Annotated in this window: 21 protein-coding genes; 7 read left to right on the forward strand and 14 right to left on the reverse strand. The window is 75.5% G+C overall.

Annotation, left to right across the window (positions count from 1 at the left end):
- Nucleotides 1-36: 36 nt before the first annotated feature.
- Genes BJP25_RS24715 through BJP25_RS24725 form a run of 3 tightly spaced genes read right to left on the reverse strand, consistent with a single transcriptional unit; the run spans nt 37 to nt 1,830 of the window.
- Nucleotides 37-852: an NADH-quinone oxidoreductase subunit C gene (locus BJP25_RS24715; protein WP_084794459.1), complete on the reverse strand. Its 816-nt coding sequence runs from the start codon at nt 850-852 to the stop codon at nt 37-39.
- 14 nt (nt 853-866) lie between these two features.
- A complete protein-coding gene (locus BJP25_RS24720; protein WP_075977369.1) occupies nt 867-1,415 on the reverse strand; it encodes a NuoB/complex I 20 kDa subunit family protein in 549 nt (182 codons plus the stop codon).
- Nucleotides 1,416-1,431: 16 nt separating this feature from the next.
- Nucleotides 1,432-1,830 (reverse strand): NADH-quinone oxidoreductase subunit A, encoded by a 399-nt coding sequence (locus tag BJP25_RS24725; RefSeq protein ID WP_075977370.1) that lies wholly within the window; start codon nt 1,828-1,830, stop codon nt 1,432-1,434.
- Between the two features lie 546 nt (nt 1,831-2,376).
- Here BJP25_RS24725 and BJP25_RS24730 point away from each other — a divergent pair.
- Nucleotides 2,377-4,254, forward strand: coding sequence for a hypothetical protein (locus tag BJP25_RS24730; protein ID WP_075977371.1), 1,878 nt, complete (start codon nt 2,377-2,379; stop codon nt 4,252-4,254).
- Here BJP25_RS24730 and BJP25_RS24735 read toward each other — a convergent pair.
- Nucleotides 4,237-5,535, reverse strand: coding sequence for a geranylgeranyl reductase family protein (locus tag BJP25_RS24735; RefSeq protein ID WP_075977372.1), 1,299 nt, complete (start codon nt 5,533-5,535; stop codon nt 4,237-4,239). The genes BJP25_RS24730 and BJP25_RS24735 overlap by 18 nt on opposite strands.
- 202 nt (nt 5,536-5,737) lie before the next feature.
- Here BJP25_RS24735 and BJP25_RS24740 point away from each other — a divergent pair, with 202 nt between their 5' ends.
- Entirely contained in the window at nt 5,738-6,397 is a 660-nt protein-coding gene (locus BJP25_RS24740; RefSeq protein ID WP_075977373.1) for a DUF4328 domain-containing protein, read from the forward strand.
- Nucleotides 6,398-6,449: 52 nt separating this feature from the next.
- Here the strand turns inward: BJP25_RS24740 and BJP25_RS24745 are convergent, their stop codons facing one another.
- Nucleotides 6,450-7,136 (reverse strand): demethylmenaquinone methyltransferase, encoded by a 687-nt coding sequence (locus BJP25_RS24745; RefSeq protein WP_075977374.1) that lies wholly within the window; start codon nt 7,134-7,136, stop codon nt 6,450-6,452.
- A 23-nt stretch (nt 7,137-7,159) separates the two neighbouring features.
- The gene (locus BJP25_RS24750) at nt 7,160-8,269 is read right to left on the reverse strand and encodes a glycosyltransferase family 4 protein (RefSeq protein ID WP_075977375.1); all 1,110 of its coding nucleotides are present in this window, start codon (nt 8,267-8,269) and stop codon (nt 7,160-7,162) included.
- A 155-nt stretch (nt 8,270-8,424) separates the two neighbouring features.
- Between BJP25_RS24750 and BJP25_RS24755 the strand changes: the two genes are divergently transcribed.
- Together BJP25_RS24755 and BJP25_RS24760 are read left to right on the forward strand one after the other, a co-directional pair.
- Nucleotides 8,425-9,243 carry an inositol monophosphatase family protein gene (locus tag BJP25_RS24755; RefSeq protein ID WP_075977376.1) on the forward strand — a complete coding sequence of 273 codons (819 nt, stop codon included), beginning with the start codon at nt 8,425-8,427 and terminating at the stop codon, nt 9,241-9,243.
- Between the two features lie 41 nt (nt 9,244-9,284).
- Nucleotides 9,285-10,037 carry an alpha/beta fold hydrolase gene (locus BJP25_RS24760; RefSeq protein ID WP_075977816.1) on the forward strand — a complete coding sequence of 251 codons (753 nt, stop codon included), beginning with the start codon at nt 9,285-9,287 and terminating at the stop codon, nt 10,035-10,037.
- Between the two features lie 67 nt (nt 10,038-10,104).
- On the opposite strand, the gene BJP25_RS24765 is transcribed toward BJP25_RS24760, so the two are convergent.
- The 4 genes from BJP25_RS24765 to BJP25_RS24780 are packed head-to-tail and all read right to left on the reverse strand — an operon-like array spanning nt 10,105 to nt 12,337.
- Entirely contained in the window at nt 10,105-10,629 is a 525-nt protein-coding gene (locus tag BJP25_RS24765; protein WP_075977377.1) for a hypothetical protein, read from the reverse strand.
- A gap of 13 nt (nt 10,630-10,642) precedes the next feature.
- Nucleotides 10,643-11,248, reverse strand: coding sequence for a hypothetical protein (locus BJP25_RS34345; RefSeq protein WP_075977378.1), 606 nt, complete (start codon nt 11,246-11,248; stop codon nt 10,643-10,645).
- A complete protein-coding gene (locus tag BJP25_RS24775; protein WP_075977379.1) occupies nt 11,241-11,549 on the reverse strand; it encodes a hypothetical protein in 309 nt (102 codons plus the stop codon). The genes BJP25_RS34345 and BJP25_RS24775 overlap by 8 nt, the downstream gene beginning before the upstream one ends.
- Entirely contained in the window at nt 11,549-12,337 is a 789-nt protein-coding gene (locus BJP25_RS24780) for a hypothetical protein (protein ID WP_075977380.1), read from the reverse strand. The genes BJP25_RS24775 and BJP25_RS24780 overlap by 1 nt, the downstream gene beginning before the upstream one ends.
- A 466-nt stretch (nt 12,338-12,803) precedes the next feature.
- On the opposite strand from BJP25_RS24780, the gene BJP25_RS24785 reads away from it, so the two are divergent.
- Entirely contained in the window at nt 12,804-13,004 is a 201-nt protein-coding gene (locus BJP25_RS24785; protein WP_075977381.1) for a hypothetical protein, read from the forward strand.
- A 122-nt stretch (nt 13,005-13,126) separates the two neighbouring features.
- Here the strand turns inward: BJP25_RS24785 and BJP25_RS24790 are convergent, their stop codons facing one another.
- Complete coding sequence (locus BJP25_RS24790; protein ID WP_233158238.1) at nt 13,127-13,627, reverse strand: DUF3592 domain-containing protein; 501 nt, start codon at nt 13,625-13,627, stop codon at nt 13,127-13,129.
- A gap of 183 nt (nt 13,628-13,810) precedes the next feature.
- On the opposite strand from BJP25_RS24790, the gene BJP25_RS24795 reads away from it, so the two are divergent.
- Nucleotides 13,811-15,361, forward strand: coding sequence for a hypothetical protein (locus BJP25_RS24795; protein ID WP_075977382.1), 1,551 nt, complete (start codon nt 13,811-13,813; stop codon nt 15,359-15,361).
- Nucleotides 15,358-16,236 carry a hypothetical protein gene (locus BJP25_RS24800; RefSeq protein WP_075977383.1) on the forward strand — a complete coding sequence of 293 codons (879 nt, stop codon included), beginning with the start codon at nt 15,358-15,360 and terminating at the stop codon, nt 16,234-16,236. Before BJP25_RS24795 ends, BJP25_RS24800 begins: the two co-directional genes overlap by 4 nt.
- On the opposite strand, the gene BJP25_RS24805 is transcribed toward BJP25_RS24800, so the two are convergent.
- From BJP25_RS24805 to menE, 3 genes are all read right to left on the reverse strand, one after another.
- A complete protein-coding gene (locus BJP25_RS24805) occupies nt 16,226-17,095 on the reverse strand; it encodes a 1,4-dihydroxy-2-naphthoate polyprenyltransferase (RefSeq protein WP_075977818.1) in 870 nt (289 codons plus the stop codon). The genes BJP25_RS24800 and BJP25_RS24805 overlap by 11 nt on opposite strands.
- A 248-nt stretch (nt 17,096-17,343) precedes the next feature.
- Nucleotides 17,344-18,081 (reverse strand): N-acetyltransferase, encoded by a 738-nt coding sequence (locus BJP25_RS24810; RefSeq protein ID WP_075977384.1) that lies wholly within the window; start codon nt 18,079-18,081, stop codon nt 17,344-17,346.
- A 34-nt stretch (nt 18,082-18,115) separates the two neighbouring features.
- Entirely contained in the window at nt 18,116-19,228 is a 1,113-nt protein-coding gene (gene menE / locus BJP25_RS24815; protein ID WP_143219285.1) for an o-succinylbenzoate--CoA ligase, read from the reverse strand.
- Nucleotides 19,229-19,230: the final 2 nt, after the last annotated feature.

The raw sequence follows: 19,230 nt of genomic DNA on the forward strand, positions 1-19,230 counted from the left end.
CCTGGCCTGCGCCCGCCGCGGTGCGGTTCGAGGGGGTCACGAGTACGACCTCCGCTGGTCCGGCGGAGGGATCTCCGCGCCCTTGTACTCGACGGGGATGCCGCCGAGCGGGTAGTCCTTGCGCTGGGGGTGGCCGTCCCAGTCGTCCGGCATGAGGATGCGCGTGAGCGCGGGGTGGCCGTCGTAGACGATGCCGAACATGTCGTAGGCCTCGCGCTCGTGCCAGTCGGCGGTGGGGTAGACCTCCACCACCGAGGGCACGTGCGGGTCGTCGACGTCCACCGCGACCTCCAGGCGGATGCGCCTGCGGTAGGTCATCGAGGTGAGGTGGTAGACGGTGTGCAGCCGCTGCGGCACGTCCACCCCGTAGTCCACCCCGGACACCGAGCTGCACAGCTCGAAGCGCAGCGCGGGTTCGTCGCGCAGCGTCCGGCACAGCTCCACGATGTCCTCGCGGCGGACGTAGAAGGTGATCTCGCCGCGGTCGACGGTCACCTGCTGGATGGCGCTGGGGGCGATGCCCCGGCCCGCCATCGCGGCGGTGAGGTCGTCGGCCAGCTCGTCGAACCAGCCGCCGTAGGGGCGCTCGGCCGGGGCCGGGCTGAACGCGGGCAGGCGCAGGCCGCCGAAGCCGGAGGTGTCGCCGGAGCCGCGGATGTGGAACATGCCCTGGCGCTCGCGGCCGGTGACGATCGGGGCCTTGGGCTCGGCGTCGCCGGGGCCGGTGGCCGCCAGCCCGCTGTCGGGCTGGTGGGCGGAGGAGTCCGCGCCGCCGATCTCGCGGCCCGGGGCGGACCCGGCCGCCTCGGTGGGCTCGGGGGAGTCGGAACCTGTGGTGGGGTCGTCAGCCATGGTCGTGGATCAGCTCACTTCTTGGCGAACTTCTTGGAGGAGGCGATCAGCTCGGTGCGGTGGCCGCGCTCGGCGAGCAGGGCGGCGCGGGCGGCGTTGATCGGCTCGTCGGCGATCTTGGCGTGCAGCTTGAGGATCGCGTCGATGAGCATCTCCGGCCGCGGCGGGCAGCCGGGCAGGTACATGTCCACCGGGACGATGTGGTCGACGCCCTGCACCACGGCGTAGTTGTTGAACATGCCGCCCGAGGACGCGCACACGCCCATCGCCAGCACCCAGCGCGGCTCGGCCATCTGGTCGTAGATCTGGCGCAGCACCGGCGCCATCTTGTTGGTGACCCGGCCCGCGACGATCATCAGGTCGGCCTGGCGCGGGGAGGCGCGGAAGACCTCCATGCCGAACCTGGCCAGGTCGTAGCGCGGCGCGCCGCTGGTCATCATCTCGATCGCGCAGCACGCCAGCCCGAAGGTGGCGGGCCAGAGCGAGTTCTTGCGCGCCCAGTTGACCAGCTTCTCCAGGCTGACCAGCAGGACGCCGTTGGGGAGCTTCTCCTCAAGACCCATTGCCCCGTGCCTCCCGTCAGTTCCAGTCGAGGCCGCCGCGCCGCCACACGTAGGCGTAGGCGAAGCCGACCGTCGCGATGAACAAGAAGATCTCGACAAGTCCGAACAGGCCGAGGACGTCCGCCGACACGGCGAACGGGTAGAGGAACACCATCTCGATGTCGAACAGGATGAACAGCATCGCGGTCAGGTAGTAGGCGACCGGGACGCGGCCGCCGCCGACCACCGGCTGCGGCGAGGGCTCGATGCCGCACTCGTAGGCCGAGAGCTTGGCCCGGTTGTACCGGCTCGGGCCGACCAGCGGGCCCAGCAGCGCCGAGCCGACCGCGAAGGCCGCGGCGACGACGAACATCACCACCAGGGGCAGGTAGACCCCCAGGTCCGTGGACACGTCCGAAGATTGGGCTACGAGCATGGGCAACTCCGCCGTCCTTTCCCGCTTCCTCCGGCCCGACCCTATGGGGCGCCGGTCACACCGCCCGTGCTGAGGCGGTCCTAACCGACCCATGCGATCGGGTGACGATTGTGAAAACATTCACAAGCGAGACCGGCCCGGTGTGAACGGCTTCACAAGCATCGGGGGCCAGTGTAGGACGTGGCTCACAGCGCGAAACCCGGCCCCCTCAACAACTCTCCGTGACCATTCTCATGATCCTGACCTGGGCGGACTCACCAGTACGGGTGTAATGGGACACCTCGGCAATGGCACCGGAAACGGCGTGCGGCGGTCCGGGAAACAGGCCCCGTTCAGGGCGTGCGCGGATATCCTGAGCCGCGTTCGACCGACCCGGTGGAGGCTCCGCGTGATCGATCGGCCGCACCCCGACCCCGCCCGCGCGCCCGGCCGCCGGGGCCCGGGCCACCCCGCCCGGTCGCTCAGGGCGAAGTGATGGGTGGCACTGTACCGATCCACCACCCGAACGGCCCCGAACCACCCGCGCCCGTCCCCCAGGTGACGCGGGTGCGCACGGCCGACCCGGGGGCCTTCGTCGGACGCGCGCCCGAGTTGTCCGAACTCTCCCGGTCGCTGGTCAGCGGGGTCCCCGTGGTCGTCTCGGGGCTGGGCGGGGTGGGCAAGACGGCGCTCGCGCGGCGGGCCGCCGCCGCCGCGCTCGACGCGGGCGCGTTCACCCGGGTGCTGTTCGTCGACCTGCACGGGTACGCGCCGGGCGGGGGCGTGCGCGCGGCCGACCTGTTCGCCCCGCTGCTGCGCGTGCTCGGCCTGCCGCACGGCGACATCCCGGCCGAGCGGTCCGAACAGGCCTCGGTCTACCCCGACTACCTGCACCACCTGGCGGGCACCGGTGAGCGCGTGCTGCTGGTGCTGGACAACGCCGCCTCCCGCGACCAGGTCCGCGACGTGCTGCCCCCGCCGCCGCACCAGGCCGTGATCACCAGCCGGGACACCCTCTTCGTCGACGGCGCCGCGCGGGTGCCGCTGCCGGTGCTGCCCCTGGCGGACGCGCACGCCGTCCTGGGCGAGCACCCCGACCTGGCCGACGTCGCGCTGGCCTGCGGGCGGCTGCCCCTGGCGCTGCGCGTCGCCGCCGCCCTGCTCGACGCCGACCCCGACCTCACCCCGGCCGCGCTCGCCGCGGAGCTGCGCGCGGCCCCGACCAGCGCGCTGACCTACGGCGACCTCGACGTCGGCACGGTGTTCGCCACCGCCCACCGCGGCCTGCTCGCCCGGGGGCAGGACACCGCCGCGCAGCTGCTCGTCGACCTCGCCCACGCCCCCGGCGACAGCCACGGCCTCGGCGCCGCGGCGGCCCTGCTCGGCTGCGCGCCACCCGCGGCCGTCCACGTCCTGCGCGCGCTGGAGCAGGCGCACCTGGCGCAGAAGGCAGCAGGCCGCTGGTCCCTGCACGACCTGGTGCGGCGCTACTTCACCGAGCACTCCCCCGAGGACCCCGACGCCACGGCCCGCCTGCTCCACCACTACGGGCAGGAGCTGTTCGAGCGGACGGGCCAGCTCCAGACCGCCTCCGCTGAGGCGCTGAGCTGGTTCGACGCCGAGGCGCCCACGCTGGTCGCGGTGTTCCGGCGGGCCGCGGCGCTGGGGTCACCGGACTTCCCGGCGGCGGCGCTGGGCATGGGGCAGTTCTTCTACCTGCGCCACCTCCCCGACGAACGGGTCGAGCTGCTGCGCGCGGCCGTCGCGGCCACCGAGGACCCCGTGGTGCGCGCGACGCTGCGGGTCGACCTGGGGAACGCGCTGCTCGACGCGCGCGAGCACCACGCCGCGGCCGAGGAGTTCCGAGCGGTGCTCGCGCACCTGCCGGACGACCCCCACGCGCCGCACTGGGAGCGCATGGCCTGGAGCGGGCTGGTCACCGCCACCACCCGGGCCGGTGACGCCGACGGCGCCGCCCACGCCAGGGCCGGGCTCGCCGCCCACGCCGAGCGCGCGGCGGAGGTCTCCGGCGACGACGTCCTGACGATGAGCAGGCAGGCGATGGCGCTGCTGGACACCGGCGAGCACACGGCGGCCGAGACCCTGCTGCTGCGCGTGCTCGCGGAGCAGGCGGGTCCCACCTGGAGCCGCGCGGTCACGCTGCTCACCCTGTCCACCTGCCGCCAACTGCGCGGCGACCACGCCGCGGCGACGACCACGGCCGAGGAGGGGCTGGCCATCGCGCGCGCCCTGGGCGACGACAAGCTCACCGGCCGCTTGCTCGTGAACCTCGCGCTGTCCGCCACCCTGGAGCAGCGGTGGTCGCGCGCGGACGCGCTGCGCGCGGAGGTGCGCGCCATCCTCGACCGGGCGGACGACTCCCCCGACCTGGACGAGGTCCGGGCGGCGCTCGCCGGCGTCGACGAGCTACGCGCTCGGCGCTAGCTTCGTGGCCGCGACGATCACCTTGTCGAAGGCGTCGCCGTCCTTGGGGTCGTACAGGCCCGCCAGCAGCTTGAGCACCAGCTTCATCAGCGTCTGCCGGGGCAGGCCGTACTTGGTGGCCACACCCATGACCGTCGGGTTGCCGATGAGCTTGGAGAAGACGTTGCCCAGCCGGTAGTAGCTGCCCAGGGCCTGCTTCATCGCCACCGGGTAGCCCTCCAGCGCGCGCTCGCGGGCCGGGCCCTCGGCGCGGGCCATCGCCTGCACGACGCACTGGGCGGCGATCTTGGCCGACTCCATGGCGTAGCCGATGCCCTCGCCGTTGAACGGGTTCACCATGCCGCCCGCGTCACCGACCAGCAGCAGGCCGTCGCGGTAGTGCGGGGTGCGGTTGAAGCCCATGGGCAGCGCGGCGCCGCCGATCTTGCCCAGCGCGTTCTCCTCGCGGAAGCCCCACTCCTCGGGGGTGCCGTCCAACCAGGAGGTCAGCAGCTTGCGGTAGTCGGTGGAGCCGAAGGCCTTCGACGTCGACAGGATGCCCAGGCCGACGTTGACGGTGCCGTCGCCCATGCCGAAGATCCAGCCGTAGCCGGGCAGCAGCACCGGGTTCGCCGGGTCGGAGCGGTCCCACAGCTCCAGGTGCGACTCCAGGTAGTCGTCCTTGGACCGCGGCGAGGCGTAGTAGCGGCGCACCGCCACGCCCATCGGCCGCGACTCCACCTTGTCCAGGCCCACCGACAGCGCCAGCCGCGCCGACACCCCGTCGCAGGCCAGCACCAGTGGCGCCCGGTAGGTCACCGGCTGCTTGTCCGGGCCGACCTTGGCCTCCACCCCGACCACCCGGCCCGCGGCGTCGGTCACCGCGCCGGTGACGGTCGTCTGCTCCAGCAGCCGGGCCCCGGCCTGCTGGGCGGTGCGGGCCAGCATCTCGTCGAAGTCCTGGCGGGGGCGCACGACGCCGTAGGGCGGGAAGGTGGCCAGCTCGGGCCAGTCCAGCTCCAGCGTGGTGCCGCCGCCGACGACGCGCAGGCCGCGGTTGTGCAGCCAGCCCGCCTCCTCGCGGGTGTCGATGCCCAGGTCGATGAGCTGCTTGACCCCGCGCGGGGTGAGCCCGTCGCCGCACACCTTCTCCCGCGGGAAGGTGCTCTTCTCCAGCAGCAGCACGTCGAGGCCCGCGCGGGCCAGGTAGGTCGCGGCGGTGGACCCGGCGGGCCCCGCCCCCACGACGATCACCTCGGCGTCCTCGCCCGCCCGTCGCCTGCTGATCGGAGAAGTCGTCATGCCGCCGAGTCTAGGGCGTGTTCCGCGGGAGGGGGTGTCGGCGCGGTCCGCCGCGGGCGGGAAGAACGGGAACGGCGCTTGTGCGACCCGGGTGTTGTGAAACGGCCCCGCACCGGCCCACGATTCCCCCGTGGACCGCCCGGTCACCCGCACGCACCGACCGGTCCAGGAAGGCGCACGCCCGCAGGAAGGCGCACACCGCATGCCCGAGCTGCTCGACCCCGGTTCCCCCGACGCCATCGACCGCGTGCCCCACCCCTTCCACCCCCACCCGGACGACGACGACCAGCCCCCCGCCCCCGAACTGCCGGTCGTCCACCCCGCGAGCGCCGCCCGCCTCGCCACCACCGCGGTGATCGCCGCCAACTGCGCCCTCACCCTGATCACCTCGTGGCAGTCCCTGCGCTCCCCCAGCGGCAGCACCCCCGCCGACGGCTGGGTCTGGGCCCTGGGCGTGCTCGCCTCCCTCGCCTGCTTCAGCCGCTGGCTGTGGCAGGCCAGGGCCAACGCCCAGCGCATCAGCCTGGCCCCGCACCGCCTCGACGCCCGCTGGATCCCGTGGTGCTGGTTCGTCCCCGGCGCCAACCTCGTCGTCCCGCCGGTGCTCGTCTCCGACGTGTGGCGCGCCAGCCACCCCGACCTGCCCCCGGGCCCGCGCGACCTGCGGGCCGTGCGGTGGGGGCGGTGCATCGCGGTGGCGTGGGCGAGCTTCCTGCTGGCGCAGGTCGCCGTGGTGTTCGCGCCCACCCCGCTGTGGGGGCACGCGGTGTCGACACCGCTGACGCTGGTGTGCGGGGCCGCCGCCGTCTACGGGATGCGGCGGGTCGACCGGTGGCAGACCGGGCGCGAACCCGTCCGCTGAGCCCCGGCGGGGCTCAGGCACGACGGCGGAGCTCAGGGCTCGACAGCGGGGCTCAGGGCTTGACGGCGCGGTGCAGGGCGACCACCCCGAAGGTCAGGTTGCGCCACTCGACCTCGGTCCAGCCCGCCTTGGCGACCATCTCCGCCACCGACCGCTGGTCGTGCCAGTCGCGCATGGACTCCGCCAGGTAGGAGTAGGCCTCGGTGTTGCTGGAGAACGGCTTGGTCACCAGCGGCAGGGCCCTGAGCACGGTGTTGTGGTAGAGCCAGCGGACCGGGCGCAGCGGCGGCTGGGACACCTCGCAGACGACCAGGCGCCCGCCGGGGCGCACCACGCGCAGCATCTCGGCGAGGGCGTCGACGGTCGGCACCATGTTGCGCAGGCCGAAGCTCACGGTGACCGCGTCGAACGCGCCGGTGGCGAAGGGCAGGTGGAAGGCGTCGGCGGCGACGCGGGGCACGCCCCGGGCGGCGCCGCCGTGCAGCATCGGCAGGGAGAAGTCGGCGGCCACGCACCAGGCGCCGGAGCGGGCGTACTCCACGGTGGAGACGGCGGTGCCCGCGGCCAGGTCGAGGACCGCCTCGCCGGGGCGGGCGTCGAGGACGCGGCGGGTCTGCTCGCGCCACCGGCGGTCGAAGCCCAGGGTCATGACCGTGTTCGTGCGGTCGTACCCCGCGGCGACCCCGTCGAACATCTGGGCGATGTCGTGCGGATCCTTGTCCAAACCGGCGCGCGCCATGTGCCGCAGCGTACGAAAGCGGGTCAGGCGGCCTCGGCCCGGGTGCCACCGCGCACCTGCGCGTAGTGGCCCAGCAGCTCCTCGCACACCGCGGGCCAGCCCCGGTCGCGCACCGACGCGCGGGCCGCGGCGCCCATCCGGCGGCGGGTCAGCGGGTCGGACAGCCGCTCGACGGCGGCGCGCACGTCGAAGGTCGCCGGGTCCAGGAGGAAGCCGGTGCGGCCGTGGTCAACCAGGTCGCGCGGGCCACCGGCGTCCGGGGCCACCACCGGCAGCCCGCAGGCCATCGCCTCCTGCACGGCCTGGCAGAACGTCTCGTGCGGGCCGGTGTGGACGAACACGTCCAGGCTCGCGTAGGCCTCGGCCAGCTCCACCCCGCCGCGGAAGCCGAGGAACGCCGCCCCGGGCAGCCGCGCGCGCAGCGCCGCCTCGTCCGGGCCCGCGCCGACGACGACCACCCGCACCCCGGGCACGCCGTTGAGCGCGGCCAGCCGGTGCACCTGCTTCTCCGGGGCCAGCCTGCCCACGTACCCGACCAGCAGCTCCCCGGCCGGGGCCAGCTCCGCGCGCAGCCGCCGGTCGAGGCGGCCGGGGTGGAACCGCGCGTGGTCGACGCCCCGGCCCCACCGGTGCACCCGCGGGACGCCGTGCGCGGTCAGGTCCGCCACGGCGGCGGTGGACGGGGCCAGCGTGCGGTCCGCGCCCGCGTGCAGCCGCCGGATCCACCGCCAGGCCGCGCGCGACCCGCGGTGCAACCCGTACGACGCGGCGAACCCGGCCACGTCGGTCTGGTAGACCGCGACGGTGGGCACGCCGAGCCGGTGCGCGGCGCGCAGCCCGCCCGCGCCCAGCACGAACGGCGAGGCCAGGTGCACCACGTCGGGGTCGAAGGCGGCGATCTCGGCGTGCACCCGGGGGGTGGGCAGCCCGATCGGCAGCGAGGTGATCATCGGGACGTCGACGGCGGGCACCCGCGCGACCCTGGCGTGCCGGTAGCGGTCCGGACCGGCGCCGGGGGCGACGACGAGCGCGGCGTGACCGCGGCGCTCCAGGTGCTCGACCACCCGCAGCACGGAGTTGCTGACCCCGTTGACCTGCGGGAGGAAGCTCTCGGTGACGATGGCGACGCGCACGGGTCCGACCGTCGCAGCCCCGGGGGACCCCCGCGTGGCAGCGGGGCGAACGCGCGCCGAACAGCCGGTGCCCCCGCGAAGCGTGACCCGCGCATCGCCCGTTCGTCACCTCGCGGTCGCGCGGCGGTCACCCGCGGTGGTCACCCTAGGTCGGCATGACCCTCATGTCGCCCGGGCCGCGCGGCCAGGTGGACCCCGGGCTGCTCTCCCGGGCCCTGGAGACCGCGGGCAGGCTCGCCAACGACGCCACCGACGTGCTCGCCGCGACCGCCGGGCAGGGCGCCCTCCCGGCCGCCGCCGAGTCGCCGTTCGACTGGGTCACCGACACCGACCACACCCTGGAGCGGCACACCCGCCGCGTGCTCACCGCGGAGTTCCCGGGCATCCCGGTCACCAGCGCCCAGTTCGACGCCGACCCCGGCGCCCGCTACCGCTGGGTGGTCGACCCGGTCGACGGCACGGCCAACTACGCCGCGGGCATCCCCTGGTGCGCCTACAGCCTGGCCCTGGTCGACGCCGAGGGCCCGGTGGTGGGCGTGGTCGCCGACCCGTTCCGGGGCCGCATCTACGCCGCCGCCCGGGGCCGGGGCGCCCGGGTCAACGGGGTCCGCATCGCCCTGCCCGACCGGCACTCGGTGCGCGGGGCCATCGTGTGCACCGAACTGGTGTCCGGGGGTCCGTGGCCGGGGCTGGCCGGTTTCATCGAGCGCGCGGGCGCCGCCGCCGCCCGGGTCCGCGTCCTGGGCTCCGCCGCCCTGGCCGTCGCCCAGGTCGCCCTGGGCCACGCCGCCGCCGCCGTGCTGCACGGCTGCCGCGAGCACGAGGTGGCCGCGGCGGTCGCCCTCGCCGCCGAGTCCGGGGCGGCCGTGCTGGACCGCCGCGGCAACGACGCGGTCGCCCTGCCCTCCGGCGGCCTGCTGGTGGCCGCCCCCGGGGTGGCCGAGCAGGCGCTGTCGTGGTGGCGCGGCGGGTGAGCCCGGGTGGCGGTGTCGGTGGGGTGCGGCAGGCTGGGGGCATGGAGAAGACCAGTTCGGCGGACGGCACCGAGATCGCGTTCGAGGTGCTGGGGTCCGGCCCGCCGGTGGTGCTGGTGGGCGGGGCGTTCCAGACCCGGCTCTCGCACCTGGCCCTGGCCCACCAGCTCGCCGGGGAGTTCACCGCCGTCGTCTACGACCGCCGCGGCCGCGGCGACAGCGGCGACAGCCCCCGCTACGCGGTCGACCGGGAGGTCGAGGACCTGCTGGCGGTGATCAGCGCGGCGGGCGGCGGCGCCCGCGTCTTCGGCATGTCCTCCGGCGCCGTCCTGGCCCTGCGCGCCGCGGCGGCCGCCGTGCCGGTGGTGCGGCTGGCCGCCTACGAGCCGCCCTTCCTGCCGTCCTCCCCCACCTTCGCCGACGAGCAGTCCGCCCGCATCGCCGCGGGCGACCGCGCCGCCGCCGTCCGCGCCTTCCTCCGCGTCACCGGCGTCCCCGACGAGGGCATCGACCAGACCGCCCAGACCCCCGCCTGGTCCTACCTCGTCGACCTCGCCCACACCCTCCCCTACGACGCCCGCATCGTCGGCGACGGCACCCTCCCCGACCTCTCCGCCACCACCGTCCCCACCCTCATCGCCCACGGCACCGCCAGCCCCACCACCATGGTCGACGCGGCCCGGGCCACCGCCGAGGCCGTCCCCGGCTCCCGCCTGCTGCCCCTGCCCGACCAGACCCACCACGTCGACGAGGCCGTCCTGGGCCCAGCCCTCCTGGACTTCTTCCGCGGGTAGGTCGCGTTCCACGGCCCGGCCACCCCTGCCCGGGCACGCCACCCTCTCGTAGGAGGGGACTGGGGTGTCAGTCGAGCGTTCCGCGCATCGACCCGACCTGCCCCCAGGCCTGGTCGTCCGCCCGGGCCCGCAGGCGTGCGCACTCCTGCAAGGCGCGGTCCCGCTCGTCGCGGGCGGCGCGCAGGTCCCGGGCACCGGTCTCGATCGCGCGCGCGAGGTCGGCGGTGAGGCGGCGGACCTCGGCGCGCAGGGACTCCACCGCATCGGCGCGGCTGTCCACCGCGATCAACCGCGCCCAAGCGTCGAGCCACTCGCCCAGCTCGTCCTCGGGCACCCCGCACACGGCCAGGTAGGCCACCAGGAAGCCGCGCTGGGGCAGTTCCCCCGCCAGCACCTGACCGACCTTGGTGCGGCCGAACCTGCCTCCGGAGGCGGCGGCGATCGCGCGGTTCGACGGTGCACCCGCGAGCCTGCGGACCTGGTCAAGGCACCGCGCGAGGTCCGCGGCCGTGCGCACGCGGTCGAGCGGGACGGTCGAGGTGTCGATGGCGGGCCCTGGTGTGAGCGGGCCGGTCAACGGGGCGCGGGGCACGCGGGTCTCCAGTTCAGCCGTGCCAGGGGATGAGGGTGTCGCGGGGGCTGGTGAGCACCGCCGCTGCGAGCGAGCCGTCCGGCGGCGGGGGCGTGCGCCCCGCGACCGGAACGGGTTCGGCGGGTGGCGGCTCCGGGTCGGGGAGCAGGTCGAGGTCGACCTCCGGCCAGCGGATCGCCTGCTCGGCGGGTGGCCGACCGGTGGGTCTCGGTGGCGGGGGTGGCGGGGGTGGCGACCGGCGGGGGCGCTGCACGCCCAGCTCGTCGAGCGCGGTCGCCGCGCTCAGCAGCTCCGCGATGACGCGGTCCCTGGCGGGACCGCGCTCGGCGGCCAGGTGCGGGAAGTCCTCGGCGAGCTTGGGCAGCTCGTAGAGGAAAGTGCTGAAGCCCGTGACCCCCCGCGTGACCCGACCGTGCGTGTCGCGCAACCGCTCCCACTCGGTGTCCAGACCGAGTCGAACCGCGTCAGCGGCGTCGCGGGCCTGGCCCGACCAGTGCTCCGCGGCGGTGCGCTCGCCGAGCGACTCGCTCTCCGCGACGACGCCGTCGAGGTGCTGCATCGTCTCGGCGAGGATGCGGAGCCGGTTGCGCTCCCCGCCCGGGCTCGGCAGCTCAGTCACGGCCGCCCGCCCGTCGCAGCTCGTCCGCCACGTGGTCGTCGACGACGCGGTAGCCCCGCGCGGTGCCGCCCAGCTCGTCGCCGTACCACCGGGTGTGCTCGCACAACCGCTGCGCGGCCTGCTCCAGCGCGTGCCTGTAGCGCAGGACCGCGGCGGTCAGCTCGTCGTCCGCGGGCCACGCGTCCTCGTCGAGCCGGTCGCCCCTCCACCCCGCGCGGACGCCGTCCACCACCGACAGCGCAACCCTGGCGGCGCGCTCCAGCTCTTCCGGGTCGACGGAGAAGCCCTGGTGCTCGGTCATCACGCCCGCCAGTCCCGGATGCTGTGCAGCTCGGTCGCGGACAGGTGCCGCCCGGCCGGGGCGAGCCGGGACCCGAGCGGGTCGAACGCCAGCCCGACCCCGCTCGCCCTGGCCATCGCGAGGACGCGCCGCCCCTGGGCCGCGGCGCGCCGTTCCCGCGGACCCGCGCCGACCCGCCGCTCGTAGTCCCACAGCAGCTCGGCCGAGGAGAAGACGCAGACCACCTCGCCGAACCGGTCGGTCCGGGTGACCCGGACGGCGTCCCCCTCGGCCAGGAAGTGCAGCTCCATGCCCGGCAGGGCGTCGACCAGCGGCACCCGCTCCCCCGCCGCGGTGATGACCGCGGTGCGCTGGGCGGGCTCGGTCCCCATGGCGTACCTGGCCTCCTGCTGGGCCATGCGCAGGACCACCTCGGCCTCGGGCGGGGGGAGCGGACCGGCCAGGGCCAGCCCGAAGGAGCCGTTGAGGTGGTCCTCCAGCACCCGCTCGGCGCTGCGGCCGCCGTACCCGCGGCCGAGCCGCCGGGCGAGGAGCTCGCGGCGCTTCCCGAGGCCCAGCCCGGTCAGCTCCGGGTCCTGGTCGAGGTTGTAGGAGGTGCGCAGCACCAGCACCGACCTGCGGTCGCCGCAGTGGTGGGCGATCAGCCCCCCGACCTGCCAGATGACCTTGGCCCGCAGTTCGTGGGCGGTGTCCCGGGCGGTGGCGTGGAACAGGCGCGCACCGGTCTCCCCCAGCGCGCGCCGCAGGTCGGACCTGCGCACCCCCGCGCCCTTGTAGAGGAATCCCATCGGAGGCATTGTCGACAAACCGCCCTTGGCAATGGAGAAGCTGCTTGTGGGCTCAATACGGTAGCGGATGCCCGACAACGGTTCATTTCGGATTGCACTCCCACGATCGACCGTCGCGGGGTGGCGAATTCTCGCCACGAAACCGCCCACGACGCCCGCGAGCGGCCGGCCGCGAGTGTCCGACACCGGTCTCGCCGGGATTTCGCACCCGAGACGACCAGCTCACGACAACACCGCCCGGCCGCGCGAGATGGCCGACCGGAGCGCGGGCGGAGCTGGTGCCGCCCACCGCAGGCCGCGACTGTCCGCAGGTGTCCGCACACCCCCGCCACATCCCGGCGTCGATCCGCGGCGAAAGCGCCAGGACACCGCCCGGGAACTCCTTTGCCGGCAGACCACCGGCACCTTGAATGAAATGCAGCGACGTCGTCGCACCACCGATTAATCGACTTCGAGAGGACCGGACATGGTGATGCTGGTGTTGACCTGCGGAGTGGCGACGCTGCTCAGCTTGGCGATCGCGGCGGGCTTCACCGCTGTGTTCAGCAGGAGCGAGAAGAAGTCGCGCCGCGCGCAGCGCGTGCTGCGACTCGTCCTGTCAGCCCTGGTCGGCAGCACCGGTCTGCTGGCCGCGCTGGTGGTGCTCGCGGACTCCGGGTGGGGCTAGGGCCTGTCCTAGACAGGGCTGCGGAGCAGGGCGGCGCGGGCGCGTCCACCGCTGTGCCGACGCGCCCGGCGCCTCATCCGCGGGTGAGCGGGGGAGCCGTCCGCCAGGAGGGGGCCCGGTAGCTACACGCGGATGGGTCGCTGCCAGAGGGGGCGGATCCGCAGCGGGCCCTGCCTGCGCAACCAGTAGACCAGGCCCCCCGCGACCACCCAGCCGATGAGCACCGTGGTGCTGACCGGCAGGACGGTGAGGGTGGCCCCGCGCCCCGCGACCCGGACGAGGTCGGGGTTGCGCTGGTCGTACTCGACCCGGACGACCTGGCCCTCTTCGAGGAGTTCGGGGTAGAGCACACCCACCCCGGGCGTGTGGTCCGCGCCGTCGGGGGTCTGGAAGCGGACGAGGGTGCGGTTGAAGCCGACGCTGAGGACCTCCGCGTCAGCGCGGCCGGTGTTGGACTCGATGGCCCTGTCCTCGGTGAAGGCCCCGATGACCAGCAGCAGGCCGAGCAGGGTCAACACCCCGGCCACGGCCAGCGCCGCGATCGCCACCGCCCGCCGCACCGGCTGGGTGCGCTCCGCGCGGTCGACCGGGGTGGGCTCGCGGACCTCCTGCTCAGCTGGCACACGGCGAGGGTAGCGGGGCGGCCTGCGACCACGGGTCGGAAAGGCACCGCAGGGCAGGTGGCGCGGGGCGGGCAGGCGGCACGCGCGGTGGCGCGAGGGGCGGGCGGGCAGGGTGGACCACGCGGTCGTGCACGAAATGGGCGGTATGCCGCCCTCGTCCGGGTGGCGAATTATGCTCGCACCATGCGCACGAGGGCGAGGTCGACGCGGGACACCGTCGCCGGTGTCCTGGTGCTCGTCGCGCTGGTGGCGCTGCCGCTGCTGTCGGTGCGGTTGATCGGGGTCATCCACGCCCAGGCCGCCCCGGCGGTCGCGGTGCCGACCACCACCCCCGCCCCGACGACGCCCGCCGAGGTGCCGATCGCGTGGACGGCCGAGCAGGCTCGGCGGGCGTTGGCCGCCGGGTCGGTCGCCCGGCTGCCCGGGGCGCCCGCGGTGGTGGACGAGGCGGCGCTGCGGCCGGTGCTGGCCCGCACCGGGTGGCGGGTGCTGCTGCTGCCGTTCACCGGCTCGGACGGCCGGGAGCGCCACCGCGGTGAGCTGGACCGGTTGCGCGCGGCCCTCGGCGGCGACGACCGGCTGGTGGTGGTCAGCGGGTTGCGCGTGGAGGCGGGACGCAGCCACCAGCTGATCGGGCCCCGGGACATGGCGGAGGTCGCCGCGGTGCTCGGCACCGCCGACGTCACCGAGCCCGTCCTGTCCGCGGTGCTCGACGGCCACGTGCGGGCCACGCCGGACCCGGTCCCCGCGGGGGGCGTGGACGAGGTGGCGGCGGCGCTGGCGAGCACCGGCCGCTACACCGCCCCCGGCCTCGCCCCCGTCGGCCCCGCCCCGGACGCCCTGGTCGCGGTGCTGCCCGCGGGTCAGCCCACCGACCTGACCGCCCGGCTGGGCGAGCGCTTCCCCGGCGAGCGGGTCGTGGTGGTGCGGGGGCGCTGGGTGGAGGTGGCGGGCCCGGACCCGGACCTGGTGCGCACGGCGGTGACCGCCTACTACGGGCGCAGCTACTTCCGCCTCGCCGAGTGGGGCCCGGACCCGCTGGCCCTGGGGTCGCTGGTGCTGGCCGAGGTCGACCAGGCCCTGGCCGCCCGCGCGGCGGCGGCCACCGCCCCGGCGGTCGACGACCAGCCGCCCGCGTGGCGCTCCGCGGCCCTGCCGTGGGCGCTGGCCTGCGCCGCGGTGCTGCTGGTGGGGGTGCCCGCCGCGCTGCGCCTGCGCCCGGCCCGCCGCCGCCTGGCCAGGGCCGAGGCTGACCTGCTCCTGCGCGACCACCTGGCCGCCGAGGTCGCCGCCCTGGCCGCCGACCTGGCCACGGTGCGCGCCCACAGCCGCCCCCACGCCGAACTGCCCACGAGCGCGGCCACCCAGCGCGCCACCGCCCCAGCCCCCGGCCTCGCCGACCTGCGCACCGACACCACCCAGCACGCCGAGCACCACGGCGGCACCGCAGCCGCGACCAGGACGCACGGCCACGGCACCGACCCGCTCACCAGCGTCACCGACCAGCAGGTCGAAGCCCACGGCCTGCGGCTCGACCACGCCGACCCAGCCGCCGACCCGCCCAGGGCGCGCACGCGCAGCCACGACCCCGCTGACCTGCTCGCGGATGCCGCCGTCGAGCACGCCAGGGCCCGGGACCTGCTACTCGACGGCGCCGACCCCGCCGCGGTCCAGGCGGCGGTGGCAGCCGCCCGCGCGGCGCTGGACGAGGTGCGCTTCGGGGTGTCGGTGTGACCGAGCGGGGCGCGCGGGCGCAGCGCCGGACGGTGGTGCGCCGGTGGCTCACCGCCGCGGGGGTGGTCGTGGTCCTCTGGCTCACCGCCACCGACCTGCTCCTGCTGTTCTCCCCCGCCCGTTCCGCCGTGCACACCCTCGACCACGACGTCGTGTTCGTGGGCGAGGGCTCCGGGGGCGTGGACGCGGACGGCGTGCGGGCCGCTTTCGGTGACCGCCCGCTGACGATGGCGGTGCTGGTCGGTGACCCGCGCGCGCCCCTCGACCCCGAGGAGACCTGCACGACCATCGCCGCCCACCTGCACGGCGCCATGACCGCCGTGCTCGTCGACGGTGCCTTCGCCGCCGGGTGCCAGAGCCCCGACTTCCCCACCACGGTCGACCGCTTCAGCTGGGGCATGGCCACCTGGGCCCGGCACGCGGACACCACGCAGTTCCTCGACGGCGACCACCGCGCCCAGGCGGAGCAGTTGGCGGCGCTCTACGACGCGGAGGTCGCGGCGGGCCGGGTGCTGCGCGACTCGCGGGCCCTGCGCTTCCCGGGGTTGCGGTACGCGCTGGCCGGGGTGCTGCTGGTGCTGACGATCGCCGCCGCGCACGTGACCGCGCTGGTCGTCGACCGGGTGGTGTCGGGGGTGGCGGCGCGGCAGCGGGCCCGGCAGGAGTGGCAGGGCCACCGGACCGAGACCGCGCACGCGCTCGCGTCGTTGGGCGAGCGGTTGGCGACCAGCCCGCCCGGGCCGGACCTGCCGGAGCTGACGCGCGCCTACCGGCGGGCGCTGTCGGCGTGGCAGTCGGTGCGGCCCGGGGAGCGGTGGGACGTCGTGGACAGGCAGGTCCGCGTCCTGCGGGAGCGGCTGGGGATCACAGGGTGAGGGCGCCGGTGGTCACCACGGCCCAGAGCAGCATCGCCAGCCCGGTCTGCTTGAGCACCGGGATCAGCGCCATCCCCTCGCGCCGCCCCAGCACGATCTGCAGGGCCGGGACGACGAGCACCGCCGCGACGAACGCGACCAGGGCCACCGGGGAGTAGAAGGCCAGGCCGATGCTCACCAGGAACGGCAGCCCCACCAGCCCGGCGTAGAGCAGCCGGGTCCGCTCCTCCCCCAGCCGCACGGCCAGGGTGTTCTTGCCCGCCACCCGGTCGGTGGGCACGTCGCGCAGGTTGTTGGCCACCAGGACGGCCGCGGAGAAGCCGCCCATGGCCAGGGCGCCGCCGACGCCGATCCAGCTGATGGCGCCGGTCTGGACGTACTCGGTGCCCAGGACGGCGACCAGGCCGAAGAACAGGAAGACGGCGACCTCGCCCCAGCCGGAGTAGCCGTAGGGCTTGTCGCCGCCGGTGTAGTACCAGGCGCCCGCGATGCTCAGGGCGCCGAGGAGCAGCAGCCACCAGTAGCCGGAGAGGACGACCAGGGCGAGGCCCGCCAGGGCGCCGACGCCGAAGCAGGCGAAGGCGGCGTACTTGACCGCGGCGGGGTTGGCGGCGCCGGAGCCGACGAGGCGCAGGGGGCCGACGCGGTCGGTGTCGGTGCCGCGGATGCCGTCGGAGTAGTCGTTGGCGTAGTTGACCCCCACCTGCAGGGACAGGGAGACCACGAGCGCGAGCAGGGCCCGGGGCCAGGAGAACTGGTCGGCGGCCGCGGCCGCGCCCGCCCCCAGGACCACGGGGGCCACCGAGTTGGGCAGGGTCCTGACCCGTGCTCCTTCGATCCACTGCGCCGCTGTCGCCATGCCGGTCATCTTCCACCGGCGGCCCCGGGGCGGCTGCCGGTGGTCGCCGCTTTGTGGCCGGGGGCACCAGGCCTCGCCCCGCGAGGGGGCACCCCGCTGACGGACGGCCTTGATGCCAAGCCGGGGACGAGGAGCGGACAGAACACACCGCGCCAAGCCCGGCACCCCTCCCCCACCGACAGACGGCCGTGGCGCCAAGCCGGGGACGATGCCGGGCGGGGACGAGGGGGTGGGTGGCGGGAAAATATTCAACAGTCGTGGCGGACCCAGACGTTGGGCTCGATGTAGGTGGCGGTGCCGTCGCGCGGGTCGACCCGGACGGGGGTCAGGGCCTCGGGGACCAGGACCTCCCCGTCGGTGTCGAAGGGCAGGCCCGTCCACTCGCGCCAGGAGGCCAGCGGGGCGGAGATGGTCATGGAGTAGGGGGCGACGGAGTCGATGCGCCCGCCCGCGCGCACGTGGACGCGCAGCCACGGGTCCTTGGGCAGGCCGTCGTCGCGGACGCGGTGGGCGTACTCGTCGATGGGGGCGTGCGGGTGCTTGTGCTTGTGGTTGGGGCGGACGGGGGCGACGAGTTCGGTGAAGCCGAGCCTGCGGGCGTTGGCGCGCATGGCGCCGAGCATCACCGCGGACAAGCCGGTGCCGCGCAGGTCGGTCTGGACCAGGATCTCCAGGGCGGAGACGTGGTCGGGGTCGCGGCCGATGAGCCGGTCGACCGCCGAGCGGGTGATGACCGCGTCCCAGCCGCCCGCGGGCAGGTCGCCGTCCCAGTGGAAGGGGACGGTGTAGGCCTTGGCGACGAGCCGTTCGGGGTGGTCGGCGTCGTAGGCCATGAGGACGTGCTCGGCGTAGTGCTGGGTCGTGGCGGCGTAGTAGAGGCTGCCGGTGGCGTCCTGCTGCATGAAGGTGGGCCAGCCGCTGGGGAACTCGTCCAGCAGCGGTTCGAGGTCGGGGCGGGCGGCGAGGGTGGTGATGGCCAGGTCCACAGCGGACGAACCTAACCGCCGCCGCCCGGTCGCGTCACCTGGGTTCCGCGAGCAGCGCCGCGACGGCGGACCGGTCGACCTTGCCGGGCCCGCGCAGCGGCAGCTCCGCCACCAGGAGCACCTGCTTGGGGGTGGCCGCGGCGCCCAGCTCGGCCCGCACGGCCGCCAGCGCCGCGGGCACGTCCGCGCCGTCCGCGACCACCAGCGCCGCGCCGACGCGCTGCCCCCACTCCGGGTCCGCCACGCCTGCCACGCACGCATCCAGCACGCCGTCCTGGCTGGTCAGGACGCGTTCGACGGCGGCGGGCGGCACCTTCTCGCCACCGGTGTTGATCACGTCGTCGGCGCGCCCCAGGACGGTGAGCACCCCGCCGTCGAGGCGGCCGAGGTCGTTGGTGCGGAACCAGCCACCGGCGAACGCGGGGTGGTCGGGGTCGAGCCGGTACCCGGCGGCGAGGGTGGGGCCCGCGATCCGGACCACCCCGTCCACCACCTCGACGCGCACCCCGTCCAGCGGCACGCCGTCGTAGACGCAGCCGCCGGAGGTCTCGCTCATGCCGTAGGTGGTGCGCACGGCGGCACCGGCGTCGCGGGCGCGGGCCAGCAGCGCGGGCGGGGTCGCGGCGCCGCCGACCAGCACGCCGTCGAAGGCGCGCAGGGCGTCCAGCGCGGGCCCGCCCTCGGTGAGCAGCCGCGTCAGCTGGGTGGGCACGAGCGCGGTGTAGCGGGGGCCGTCGGCGGCGAGCACGGGCGCCGCCGCCTCGACGAACGCCGCCCCCCGGAACGGGCCGGGGGGCAGCACGGCCAGCGGGGTCCCGGCCAGTAGCGAGCGCACGACCACCTGCACGCCCGCGATGTGGTGGGCGGGCATGGCCAGCAGCCACGTGCCGGGGCCGCCGAGCCGGGCGTGCGTGGCCGTCGCGGAGGCGCGCAGGGACGCGGCGGGCAGCAGCACGCCCTTGGGCGCGCCGGTGGACCCGGAGGTCTGCACCACCAGCGCCGTGCCGGGCTCCACCGGCAGGTCGGGCCGCAGGGCCGCCGCGGACTCCCCCGGGCCGAGCGGCAGGACCGCGGGGCCGCCGTCGAGGGCCGCGCGCAGGGCGTCGACCAGGGTCAGCGGCCCCGCCGCCGGTTCCACCACGAGCACGG

This window comes from Actinokineospora bangkokensis (assembly GCF_001940455.1).
Taxonomy (GTDB): Bacteria; Actinomycetota; Actinomycetes; order Mycobacteriales; family Pseudonocardiaceae; genus Actinokineospora; species Actinokineospora bangkokensis.